The sequence below is a fragment of the Mesorhizobium sp. M2A.F.Ca.ET.037.01.1.1 genome, assembly GCF_003998075.1.
GTDB lineage: Bacteria > Pseudomonadota > Alphaproteobacteria > Rhizobiales > Rhizobiaceae > Mesorhizobium.
Genome location: NZ_RZSA01000109.1, coordinates 1 through 10,575 on the forward strand (window position 1 = coordinate 1; position 10,575 = coordinate 10,575).

Sequence of the window (10,575 nt, forward strand, 5' to 3'; positions counted from 1 at the left end):
CGGTTGCCGTCGTCTTTGCTTCTCTTACCAAACATGATCGACTACCCGATGCCGCTCAAACAGCGTCATTTCCTGTTGCGCGAGAGCTTGCCGAGGATCGAACCCAGGCCCGCCTTCTTCTTTGTCTTGATTTCGCTACGTCCGGTCAGCACATGCGCTATCTCGTTGATGGTCGCGACGACCGGGTTCTTAGCGTCCATCTCGGTCAGCATGCGGCCGTTGTTGGCGGCATTGCCGAACAGCAGCGGTTCGAAATTGATCACCGCCATGGGCGTGATGCCAAGCGGCTCGGCGAAATCGGAAGGCGCTATCTCCGGCCGTTTCGGCACACCTGCCTGGTTGATGATCAGCTTCGGCGGCGGATCGTTCGGGCGCAGCCGCTTCAGCATGTCCACCAAGTTCTTGGTGTTGCGAAGATTTGCGAGCTCGGGCGTGGCGGTGATGACGATCTCGTCGGCCTTGATCAGCGTGCTCTTCGTCCACCCGCTCCAGATGTGAGGGATATCGAGAACCAGCAGGGGCGCGCTGCGTTGCGCCGTCTCGATGATCTGCGAGAAGGCCTCGGCGTCGAAATCATAGACGCGTTCGAGCGTGGAGGGGGCCGCAAGCAGCGACAGATGCTCGGCGCATTGCGCGAGCAGGCGGTCGAGATAGACCTCGTCGACCCGCTCAGGCGAAAACACGGCCTCTGCGATGCCCTGAGCCGGATCCTGATCGAAGTTGATGTTGGCGGTGCCGAAGGCGAGGTCGAGGTCAGCGATGACGACTTCGGATTTGAACAGCGACGACATCGCCCAGGCCGCATTGTGGGCAATGGTCGATGAGCCGACGCCGCCCTTGGCGCCGATGAAGGCGATTGAGCGGCCTATCGGCTCCGATTCCGGATCGACGAAGATCGACGACACGACGCTGACGATGTCGGACATTGAGACCGGCGCGACGACATATTCGGAAATGCCTGAACGGATGAGCTCGCGGTAGAGCCCGACATCGTTGTAGTGGCCGATGACCACGACCTTGGACGACGGATCGCAATACTCCGCGAGCTGGCCGAGTTGTTCGAGCAGTTGCTTCGGCTCGCTGCGCGATTCCAGCAGGATCAGGTTCGGTGTCGGCGCGGACTGATAGAACTCGATCGCGGTCGGAACGCCGCCCATATGGACCTTGAGATGGGCCTTGGCCATACGGCGATCCTCGGCGGCGCGCTCCACGGGGCTGGCGACGCCTTCGGTCTCGCAGAAAGCCTGGATCGAAATGCGCGGCACGGGGCGCAGCGCCTGCATGGCGGCGATGTCCTGCTGCGAAAGGTCGCCGGTTTCCGCGGGCGTGTCGTAGGCAAGATTGCTCATCGTCATGCTCTTTCCGTGGCTGCTTTTTCCGTCATCCGCCGGCTCAGTACGTCACTTCCGAATTGCCCAGGAACTCGTCTGAGATGCCTCTCGTCCGGTACACATCGATCACCGCGCTGCGATTTTCGGCATCGATTTCGGACTGCTTGCGCGGCCCGATCAGATCGTTGGGATTGGCCACCTGGGCCGCGAGATTGTTCTGATAGGAGCAGCCGAAGTCGGCATAATGCTTGTTGTCCGACGTCTCGGTCAGGTCGTCGGGCCAACGCCCGCATTTATCGGTCTGCGCCCGCACCGCGACGAAGGCGACGCGCACCGGCGCGGACGCCTCCGGCACAGCCGACTGATAGGAAGTCATGACGATGCGATCGCGCTTGACGCCCGCCTTCATGGCAAGCCTGGCAAAATCGCGGCCTGCCGCCTGCGCGGCAACTTCGTTGGCGGAGCCTGCCGGCATCGCGATCGTCAGCGCCGGCGCAGCGCTCTTGTCGTAGCCGTCGAGGAAGCCGAGCAGCGCATCGCGCTGCGCGCCGGTCATGCCGCGATCGCCGGCGCCGACCGGCAGATCGATCTTCTGATTCTTCTCGGCAATGACGATCGGATGGGTCGTGCGATAGTCGTCCGGGATCGACCCGACCGTGATGCTGTCGCGATTGGCGCAACCCGCGAGCGACGCCGCAAGGGCGACCGCCAGTGCCGGGACCACCTGCCGGCCTATCCTTGCGATGCCGGATGCTGTCCGGACCGTCATGACCTTCGATGCTGACTTGGACATATCCGCGTTCCCACTCATTTGTAGATGAAGCCGACGACGCCGTGGTACCGCCCGGCTGGCCTGTCCGTCTGCATGGTGCCGTAGACGCGATTGACGCGGCCGAGGAACATGCCGGCGCCGTCGCTCGGCGGGTTGAAATTGTCATCCGGCTTGGCCAGGTCGTTGCGCGCCACCGGCCGCGCCAGATAGGGCGTGATGATGATGACGAGCTCGCTTTCGTTGCGGACGAAGTCGCGGCTGCGGAAGAGCGTCCCGAGCACGGGGATCTTGGTCAGGCCGGGCAATCCGGTGACAGCCTGCCTGAGATCGTCGCGCACGAGGCCCGCGATCATCATCGAACCGCCGGAAGGCAGTTCGACCGTCGTATCGGCCAGGCGCTTGCGCAGCGACAAAGCGTTCATGCCGATGTTCTGGTTGTCTGTGGATGCCGATACGGATCCTTCGGTCGTCGGTTCGGAAACCGACGTCCTCACCTTCAGGCTTATGCGACCGGGCGACAGAACAACCGGCTGGAACTCCAGCCCGATACCGTACTCGATCTTGTCGACCGAATAGTTCTGCAGACCGGTCTGGTTGTCCGTGGACACGTTGGCGGAAACGCTCTTCACAATATTGTACTCGCCGCCGACCTTGAAGGTCGCCTTTTCCCCGGACACGGCGGTCAAAGTCGGCTCAGCCAGGGTCTTCATGACCCCCGACTGTTCCATTGCGTTGATATAGGACTGCAGCCCTGACGAGCTGATAGAGAGGCCCGCGTTCGACAGCGGTTTGCCAAGACCCATGTAAGGGTCGCTGAGCGCCGCCCAGGAAATGCCGTTGCTGCCGCCGCTGGCGAGCATATTGACGCCGAGCTGTTTCATCACCGAGCGGCTGACTTCGGCGACCGTCACCTTGAGCGTTACCTGATCGTCGCCGATGATCTGCAACAGGTTGACGATCTTGGAGGTCCGGCGCTCCTGGTCGGGGTTGTTGATGTCGACGCCGCCATTGACCGAGCCGCCGGCGGCGGTCTGCGAATATTGGCCGGTCGTCGCTTCACCGCCTGACACGAAGATGGTCGCGAGATCGACGGCGCGCTTGGCATCGAGCGGCGTGTCGACCATGCCGGTGAGGACAACGTTGTCGTTCAGCAGCTCGACCTTGATCTGCGAGGACGGGATGAAGCGCTTCAGATAATCCTCCAGCCCGGCGACATCGCGCTCGACGGCAAGGTCCAGGCTGACGATCTGCTCGCCATTGGGGCCGAAGACAAAGATGTTGGTTTCGCCGACCGCCTTGCCGAACAGGTAGATGCGCCGTGCCGTGCGCGTCACCGCGTCGGCAACCGCCGGATTGGCGACGAGGATGTCATAGGCATCGCTCGGCAAGTCGATGACCACGGATTTGTTGAGGCCGAGCTTGACGCGCTGCGTGGCGACGGAAGCCGATACGCCGGCGCTCGCGGCTTTGGCTTCGACCAGTCCCGAGGCGTTGGCGCCAATCAGCAGCAGACCGATCGTCGCGGTCGCCAGGAAGGGCAGCAGTTTGCCATTTAGCGTCATTTCCTTGCTCCCACCTCGGAAACCTCGCCCGACTTGATCAGACGCACCGTTCCGCGCCGGCCGTTGCCGTTGACCAGATAGTCGGCTTCGTCCGTACTCTTTTCGTGGATGTCGGTGATCGGGCGCAGCGCGAGCGTCAGGCGGTCCGCCATCTGCTGCGCGACGGTGATGATCTCGGCCTGTTGCGGCGTCAGCTCCAGCGTCGCGGTCTGGCCGACCCTGGTCTTCTTGCCTTCCTCGTCTTCCTGGATGGTCTGGTCGATGGCCAGCACCCGGATGTTCTTGAGGATGGTCTCGGTGTTGAAGCCGCTGCCGCCGTTGCCGGTGTCGGCGCGGCGGGTCATGATAACGTCGACGAAGTCGTTGGGCAGGATGAAGCCGCCTGCGGAAGTGTCGGCCGATATCGCGGTGGCGACAGCGCGCATCCCTGAAGGCAGGATCGACGACATGAAGCTCTGCCCCTCGCCGACCAGCTTGGAGCGGCGCAGCGGCTCGCCCGTATACATGGCGACGCGCGCTACCGAGCCCTTGAGCTTTTCGGCCGCGTCAGGTTCGGCGGCGCGCGTGATGAAATTGGCATTGACACCGTCGGACGGCCATTTTTCCCAGCTGACGTTGTTGCCGAGTTGGCTGCCCATCGCCACGTCGCCGGAAAGCACCAGCACGTCCTGCAACGCGACCGCCGGCTGCGCGGGCGCATTGACAACGACCTGCGCCGGCGGCGCCACCACCATGTTCTTGGCGACATAGCCCGCGCTACCCGCCGCGACCGCAGCCACGCCCAGAATAATCAATCGGGATGCTGGCATTCGTCCGAAACCCTTCGCCTCAAGGCAAACCACCTCGCCAGGCCGGACTTTGCAGCCGCAATCGTCAAAACAAGGTTAATGTAATGCTTACGATCGTGATTAATTTAAGGTTTACTCAAATTCGATCGAACGGTCTCGTCGTTAACAAAAAAGGCGGCCAGGCCGCCTTCGGTCGCCGACATCAATGTCGCCAAACCTATGCCGTGAGCCTCTGCAGCGCCCAGACCATCAGTGGCGAATCCGGGAACGTGATCAGTCCACCGGCGCCAAGCGCAACGCCATAGGGAATGCCCACTTTCTCGTCGGCGAAGTGGCGCAGGAACCGGCTGTGGCCGGTATAGGCGGCCAGCGGCGATTTACGGTAGGCGAGGATTGCGATGGTCAGCAGGCCCCCAAGGAAAGCCGACGTCACCAGATAGCCGATCAAATCGATGTTGAGGCCCATCCACAGAGCGCTCGCGGCCAGAAGCTTGGCGTCGCCGCCGCCCATGCCGCCGAGCGCAAAGAGGCCGAATGTCGTGGCAAGCACGAGGGCGCCGGCGGCGAAGTGCCAGCCATAGGTCGCCCAGTCCATCCCGGTGAGCGGCGCGACAAGCGCGAATGTGGCCACCAAGAGCACGGGAACGCGGTTGGCGATCGTCATCGACAACGTGTCGGAGATCGCAGCGAACAGCATGCAGAATGGGAAGACGACGAAGATTATGGCTTCGAGCATGAAACAAGTGCCGTGAGACAATACCGCGCGCAATCTAAGGCACGGCGCATTAACGATCGGTGAGTGGGGTGGCCGGATGCTGCAACGAACAAGGGCCGCCGCGAGGCAGCCCTTGTGTCAGAATGACTTCGCCGTCCTCGGCTTATCAGTTGCCCGACGGGGCGTCGCTGACAGCCGTGGCGATCGCATCGAACTTGGCATTCAGCGCGGTGCCAAGCGAGGTGGCGCCGACCATGATGGCGAGCGCGATGAGAGCGGCGATCAGACCGTATTCGATGGCGGTCGCGCCGGATTCGTCTTTCACGAAACGTGCAATGAGATTAGACATGCGAGAGCTCCTACTCCACGTGTTACAGCACTTCCGTCAACTTCTCTTTGCGGTTGATCGGACGCTGCAAATCTAGGGAGAAGCCGTTTCGATCGGCTTAATAAACAGCCTTACCGATTCCTTTCCAGCGGCGAACGCACTGCGTGGTTAACCGCGACCTAAACATTGTCAGCCGGCTCGAGGATCGAGCAAAGCGGCGCAAACCGGCGCTTGTGCAATGTTACTAAAACAGGAAGCGCCGTCGGCGCGTGGACGGGCGAGGCAAAATCCTTAATCGCGGCCAGGTCCGGTTTAACCGTTGCTTCACCAATCTCGTTCATGTTCCGTTGAAGAATCCGCCTGCCGGGAGCTGTTCAATGAGGTTGTCGAGATCGCTGTTTCCAGTCGCCGCGCTGCTGGCGGCTGCCGCCTTGGTGATGCCGGCCAAGGCCGGCGCGGGTGTCGAAGTGACCATGAACCAGGCAAAGATCGTCAAATTGTCCCGTGCGGCCGACACCGTCGTCATCGGCAACCCCGCCATCGCCGATGCCTCGGTGCAGGACGCCTCGACCATCGTTCTCACCGGCAAAGGTTTTGGCGTCACCAATTTGGTCGTGCTCGACTCGGACGGCAGCCCGATCATCGATGAACAGGTGACCGTCGTGCGACAGGCCGCTTCCTCGGTACGCATCTACAGGCGTGCCGAAGTCCAGACCATGTCTTGCACGCCCTATTGCGAGAGCGCCTACAAGACCGAGGCCGAGAAGGCTTCCGAAACCGAAATGAGCGCCGCGCACTAAGCCCGACAAAAAGCGTCGGAGCAGGCGTTAAAGACAGCTTAAAGCCTGCCGGGCGAATTTAACGATCATCCAAACCGGACCTCAATGGGTTTTCGCTACCTTGCCGCCGGTACCGCGAGGGGATTCGGCAGGAAGGCAAATGAGCAAGGATGCCACATCCGGCAACGGGATGGACAGTTCGGCGCGCGGCAAACCCCGCCCCGGCTTCTTCAGCGACAGACGCGGCAGCACGGCAATGGAATTTGCGATGCTTGCCATCCCGTTCGCGCTTCTCGTCTTCGCTATCCTCGAGAGCTGCATCTCCTTTGCCGGCCAGGAGGTGATGGCCAACGTCACCGACGATGTCGCCCGCCAGTTGCGGACCGGGCAGTTGCAGAGGTCGAACGTCACCGAAGCCTCCATCAAGCGGCTGATCTGCAGCAAGCTGGAGATCATGGTGGCCAAGGACTGCCCGGGATTGCTGGTGGACCTGCGTGAATATCCGAGCTTCGCCGACGCAGCTACGGCGGGCTACAGAATAAATGGCAACCAAATCGTGCTGACGCAAAGCGGAAGCGACAAGACCTTCACGACATCGCCCGGGCTGGCCGAATCGATCAACATGCTGCGGGTGTTCTACAAATGGCCGGTGATGACTGATCTCCTGGCCAAACAGATGCAGAATTTCACTGATGGGACCACGCTGCATTTCGCGTCCGTAACCTGGCAGAACGAACCGTTCGACGACAACTGAGACTGGTGGACGACTGAGACTGCGGCGATCTGGAGGATAGGATGTACCGTGCGGGGGCACATTGGGGGATTTCGGCTATCGTGGCGCGAGCCAGCCGGTTTGGCCGCGATCGGCGCGGCGTCGCGGCGATCGAGTTTGCGCTCATCGTGCCGGTGCTGCTCATCATGTATTTCATCACGATGGAAGCCTCCCAGGCCATTGAGACCAGCAAGAAAGTTAGCCGCATCGGCAGCATGGTGGCGGATCTCGTCACGCAGCAGACGGCGGTCGTGAAGGCGAACCTCGATGCCATCATGAAGATCGGCAGCACGACGCTTCTGCCCTACAACCGCTCGGATCCGAAGATCATCATCACCGCCATACAGATGTCGGACCAGGCATCGCCGACAGTGAAGGTAGTGTGGTCGCGCAAGCTGGTTGGCAGCACCTACAGCGCCGATGCCAAGCCCGGCGACACCACGACTGTCCCCTCGACGCTGAAAATCCGCAATACTTTCCTAATCCGTGTGGAAAGCGATCTCGGCTATACACCGGTCATCGCCTGGAGCGCGACCGATGAAAAAGCGAAATCGTTTGGATTGCTGTCGACCTTCAGCAACATAAACATGAGCGAGACTTATTATCTCAGGCCTCGCCGGGTTCCGATGATCCCTTGCAGCGACTGCTGACGGTCATTAGCGGCCATCCAATGCCTGCCGCACAATGCCCATCGCCATGGCGTAATCCTTGGACGTCGCCGGCACGAAGCCGCCGGTATGCGCCCTCTCCAGGAGGTCGTACACATCGGGCGTCTGTGATTTGAGATTGGTCAGGAAGACGGTCAGCCGTCGTTTCGTCTCTGGATCGAGATCGCTGCGCACCGCATGCGGCCCGTAGCGCAACAGGTCGGAGGTCCATAACACCCTAAGCGACGCCCCAGGGATGCCGGCAGCCTCCAGCCGCTCGACCGTGCCGCCGGAATGGGCGGCTTGGCCGTCGGCATCGGCCGGCTCCCAGCCGAACAAGCCATCCGCATCGCCGACGCTCAACATCGTCTCGGCCGCCGTGGCCGACGCCGCGCGTGCCAGGAACGGCGAATCCCGCGCAATCTTCACCCCTGCGGCGGAAAGGGCCGCCAGCGGCAGCAGCGCGCCGCCGACATTATCGGCCGGCGCAATCGCGATCCGATGCGAAGCCATGGCGGCAAGATCCTGAAGCCTGCCGTCGCGCGTCACCAGGACGGAGCGGATGCCGACGGCGCCGTCGGCGTCGACCGGCGCCACCAGTGGCTCGACACAGCCGCAGCGCTCCGAGGCCGTGGCATAGGCAAGCGCCGAATAGACCGCGTATTGCACGCGCCCGCTCGCCTGCGCCTCGATCAGCGCCCCATAGTCACGCGCAACGACGAACTCGACCTTCATGCCGAGCGCGTTGGCATAGGCTTCCGTCAGACGCGCAAGCCCGGGGACGGTGTTGCCGCCGCCCGGCGTGGCAACGATGCCGATACGGAACGTGCCGATGTCGTCACGCCAGTCGGCGTGTGCCGGCCATGCGGCGGCGCCGGACGCCAAGAGAGCGGCCGCGCACATTTTCACGGCCTGCCTTGCCGCGATCTTGCCGCGCCTCGCCATGCTTGCCTTGCTCCCGCCATATCCACGCCTCGTCGCAACTATGGCGCGAAGCGGTCGCGGTTTGGTTTCCGATTTGCCAACGCCGCCGGGGAACCTTATGTCTGGCGACCAGGACTGACAACAATGACACCCATGGCGCGCGCGTTCCTGTTCGTTCTCGATTCTTTCGGCATCGGCGGCGCGGCCGACGCCGAACGCTATGGCGATGCCGGCGCCGACACCTTCGGACATATCTTCAAGGCCTGCGCCGAAGGCCGCGCCGACCGGGAAGGTCTGCGCAAAGGACCGCTCGCCGTGCCCAACATGATGTCGCTCGGGCTTGGCCTGGCGGCGCAAACCGCGACGGGGTTCAGAACCGGCATCTATGCGCCGCCGATCGGCTCGGCCTTCCACGGCGCCGCCCAGGAGGTGTCAAGCGGCAAGGACACGCCGTCGGGCCATTGGGAGATCGCAGGACTGCCCGTGCGCTTCGACTGGGGCTATTTTCCCGACACGGTGCCTGCCTTCCCGGCCGAGCTGACCGACGCGATCATCCGCGAAGGCAAGGTGCCGGGTATCCTCGGCAATTGCCATGCGCCGGGAACCGAGATCATCGAGCGGCTCGGCGAAGAGCATATCCGCACCGGCAGACCGATCTGCTACACGTCGGTGGACTCCGTGTTGCAGATCGCCGCGCATGAAACGCATTTCGGCCTGGAGCGGCTTTATGAGCTTTGCCTCACGGTGCGCCGGCTCGTCGATCGCTTGAAGATCGGGCGCGTGATCGCGCGGCCTTTCGTGGGCGAGACGCCCGCCACGTTCCAGCGCACCCACAACCGCCGCGACTATGCGGTGCCGCCGCCTGAGCCGACCCTGCTCGACCGGCTGACGGAGCGCGGCAGCAAGGTCATCGCCGTCGGCAAGATCGGCGATATCTTCGCCCATCGCGGCATCTCGCAGGTGCGCAAGGCCGGCGGCAACATGGCGATGTTCGACAAGGCGCTCGGCGCCATGGACGATGCCGGCGACGGCGACCTGGTCTTTGCCAATTTCGTCGACTTCGACACCGAGTTCGGTCACCGGCGCGATGTCGCCGGCTACGCGGCCGCGCTCGAAGCCTTCGACCGCCGGCTGCCCGAGGCGCTGTCGCGCATCAGGCCGGGCGACCTTCTCATCCTCACAGCCGACCATGGCAACGACCCGACCTGGCGCGGCACTGACCATACGCGTGAGCGCGTTCCGGTGATCGGCATCGGGCCGGGGCTGAAGGGCGGCGACATCGGGCTGAGGCCAACCTTCGCCGATATCGGCGAAACCGTTGCGGATCACCTTGGCCTGGCAGCCGGACGCCATGGGACATCATTCCTTGCAGCGATAGGCGGCCATGCCTGAACTGCCTGAAGTCGAAACCGTCCGGCGCGGACTGCAGCCGGTCCTGGAAGGGGCGCGGCTGGTCAAGGTCGAAGCGCGCAGGCCCGACCTTCGCTTTCCTTTTCCCGAGCGCTTTTCGGAGCGGCTGACAGGCAAGACCTTGACGGCGCTTGGCCGGCGCGCCAAATACCTGACGATGCATGTCGAAGATGGTCCGGTGCTGATCTGCCACCTCGGCATGTCGGGGTCGTTCCGGATCGAAAGCGCCGGGAGCAGCGACCTCCCCGGCTCCTTCCATCAGGAGCGCTCGAAGATCGCCGCGCACGACCATGTCGTGTTCGACGTCACCTCGCCGAACGGCGTGCGGTCCAGCATCATCTTCAACGACCCGCGCCGCTTCGGCTTCATGCTGTTTGCCGAAGGCGCGCCGGACACCCATCCGATGCTGGCGGGACTCGGCATCGAGCCAACCGGTAACGCGCTCGACGGCCCCCTGCTCGCCTCGCTGCTGAAGGATCGCAGATCGCCGCTCAAGGCGGCGCTGCTCGACCAGCGCCTGATCGCCGGGCTCGGCAATATATATGTC

At 63.0% G+C, this 10,575-nt stretch carries 13 protein-coding genes; 5 read left to right on the top strand and 8 right to left on the bottom strand.

The window, feature by feature from the left end:
• Positions 1 to 65: 65 nt before the first annotated feature.
• The 7 genes from EOA27_RS08250 to EOA27_RS40530 form a co-directional block, all read right to left on the bottom strand.
• Complete coding sequence (locus EOA27_RS08250) at positions 66 to 1,349, bottom strand: CpaE family protein (RefSeq protein ID WP_189342051.1); 1,284 nt, start codon at positions 1,347 to 1,349, stop codon at positions 66 to 68.
• A gap of 43 nt (positions 1,350 to 1,392) precedes the next feature.
• Positions 1,393 to 2,124 (bottom strand): CpaD family pilus assembly protein, encoded by a 732-nt coding sequence (locus EOA27_RS08255; protein ID WP_126079378.1) that lies wholly within the window; start codon positions 2,122 to 2,124, stop codon positions 1,393 to 1,395.
• A gap of 14 nt (positions 2,125 to 2,138) precedes the next feature.
• Positions 2,139 to 3,665: a type II and III secretion system protein family protein gene (locus EOA27_RS08260; protein ID WP_127255896.1), complete on the bottom strand. Its 1,527-nt coding sequence runs from the start codon at positions 3,663 to 3,665 to the stop codon at positions 2,139 to 2,141.
• Positions 3,662 to 4,474: a Flp pilus assembly protein CpaB gene (gene cpaB, locus EOA27_RS08265; RefSeq protein WP_126079380.1), complete on the bottom strand. Its 813-nt coding sequence runs from the start codon at positions 4,472 to 4,474 to the stop codon at positions 3,662 to 3,664. The genes EOA27_RS08260 and cpaB overlap by 4 nt, the downstream gene beginning before the upstream one ends.
• A 196-nt stretch (positions 4,475 to 4,670) precedes the next feature.
• Positions 4,671 to 5,189: a prepilin peptidase gene (locus tag EOA27_RS08270; protein ID WP_126079381.1), complete on the bottom strand. Its 519-nt coding sequence runs from the start codon at positions 5,187 to 5,189 to the stop codon at positions 4,671 to 4,673.
• 145 nt (positions 5,190 to 5,334) lie between these two features.
• The gene (locus EOA27_RS08275; RefSeq protein WP_126079382.1) at positions 5,335 to 5,517 is read right to left on the bottom strand and encodes a Flp family type IVb pilin; all 183 of its coding nucleotides are present in this window, start codon (positions 5,515 to 5,517) and stop codon (positions 5,335 to 5,337) included.
• Positions 5,518 to 5,675: 158 nt separating this feature from the next.
• Entirely contained in the window at positions 5,676 to 5,837 is a 162-nt protein-coding gene (locus tag EOA27_RS40530; RefSeq protein ID WP_189343265.1) for a hypothetical protein, read from the bottom strand.
• Between the two features lie 36 nt (positions 5,838 to 5,873).
• On the opposite strand from EOA27_RS40530, the gene EOA27_RS08280 reads away from it, so the two are divergent.
• The 3 genes from EOA27_RS08280 (at position 5,874) to EOA27_RS08290 (ending at position 7,697) form a co-directional block, all read left to right on the top strand.
• Complete coding sequence (locus tag EOA27_RS08280) at positions 5,874 to 6,296, top strand: pilus assembly protein N-terminal domain-containing protein (protein ID WP_126079383.1); 423 nt, start codon at positions 5,874 to 5,876, stop codon at positions 6,294 to 6,296.
• Between the two features lie 169 nt (positions 6,297 to 6,465).
• Positions 6,466 to 7,029: a TadE/TadG family type IV pilus assembly protein gene (locus EOA27_RS08285; protein ID WP_245467348.1), complete on the top strand. Its 564-nt coding sequence runs from the start codon at positions 6,466 to 6,468 to the stop codon at positions 7,027 to 7,029.
• 41 nt (positions 7,030 to 7,070) lie between these two features.
• Positions 7,071 to 7,697: a TadE/TadG family type IV pilus assembly protein gene (locus EOA27_RS08290; protein WP_126079385.1), complete on the top strand. Its 627-nt coding sequence runs from the start codon at positions 7,071 to 7,073 to the stop codon at positions 7,695 to 7,697.
• A gap of 6 nt (positions 7,698 to 7,703) precedes the next feature.
• Here the strand turns inward: EOA27_RS08290 and EOA27_RS08295 are convergent, their stop codons facing one another.
• The gene (locus EOA27_RS08295; protein ID WP_126079386.1) at positions 7,704 to 8,639 is read right to left on the bottom strand and encodes a PhnD/SsuA/transferrin family substrate-binding protein; all 936 of its coding nucleotides are present in this window, start codon (positions 8,637 to 8,639) and stop codon (positions 7,704 to 7,706) included.
• Positions 8,640 to 8,771: 132 nt separating this feature from the next.
• On the opposite strand from EOA27_RS08295, the gene EOA27_RS08300 reads away from it, so the two are divergent.
• Together EOA27_RS08300 and EOA27_RS08305 are read left to right on the top strand one after the other, a co-directional pair.
• The gene (locus tag EOA27_RS08300) at positions 8,772 to 10,010 is read left to right on the top strand and encodes a phosphopentomutase (protein ID WP_126083565.1); all 1,239 of its coding nucleotides are present in this window, start codon (positions 8,772 to 8,774) and stop codon (positions 10,008 to 10,010) included.
• A partial coding sequence (locus EOA27_RS08305; protein ID WP_281059402.1) for a DNA-formamidopyrimidine glycosylase family protein occupies positions 10,003 to 10,575 on the top strand: 573 nt, incomplete at its 3' end. The genes EOA27_RS08300 and EOA27_RS08305, both read left to right, overlap by 8 nt.

Bases quoted from the DNA above. Each gene is read 5' to 3' on its own strand.
- EOA27_RS08250 (WP_189342051.1), bottom strand. From the start codon at position 1,349: ATGAGCAATCTTGCCTACGACACGCCCGCGGAAACCGGCGACCTTTCG.
- EOA27_RS08255 (WP_126079378.1), bottom strand. From the start codon at position 2,124: ATGTCCAAGTCAGCATCGAAGGTCATGACGGTCCGGACAGCATCCGGC.
- EOA27_RS08260 (WP_127255896.1), bottom strand. From the start codon at position 3,665: ATGACGCTAAATGGCAAACTGCTGCCCTTCCTGGCGACCGCGACGATC.
- cpaB (WP_126079380.1), bottom strand. From the start codon at position 4,474: ATGCCAGCATCCCGATTGATTATTCTGGGCGTGGCTGCGGTCGCGGCG.
- EOA27_RS08270 (WP_126079381.1), bottom strand. From the start codon at position 5,189: ATGCTCGAAGCCATAATCTTCGTCGTCTTCCCATTCTGCATGCTGTTC.
- EOA27_RS08275 (WP_126079382.1), bottom strand. From the start codon at position 5,517: ATGTCTAATCTCATTGCACGTTTCGTGAAAGACGAATCCGGCGCGACC.
- EOA27_RS40530 (WP_189343265.1), bottom strand. From the start codon at position 5,837: ATGAACGAGATTGGTGAAGCAACGGTTAAACCGGACCTGGCCGCGATT.
- EOA27_RS08280 (WP_126079383.1), top strand. From the start codon at position 5,874: ATGAGGTTGTCGAGATCGCTGTTTCCAGTCGCCGCGCTGCTGGCGGCT.
- EOA27_RS08285 (WP_245467348.1), top strand. From the start codon at position 6,466: ATGGACAGTTCGGCGCGCGGCAAACCCCGCCCCGGCTTCTTCAGCGAC.
- EOA27_RS08290 (WP_126079385.1), top strand. From the start codon at position 7,071: ATGTACCGTGCGGGGGCACATTGGGGGATTTCGGCTATCGTGGCGCGA.
- EOA27_RS08295 (WP_126079386.1), bottom strand. From the start codon at position 8,639: ATGGCGAGGCGCGGCAAGATCGCGGCAAGGCAGGCCGTGAAAATGTGC.
- EOA27_RS08300 (WP_126083565.1), top strand. From the start codon at position 8,772: ATGGCGCGCGCGTTCCTGTTCGTTCTCGATTCTTTCGGCATCGGCGGC.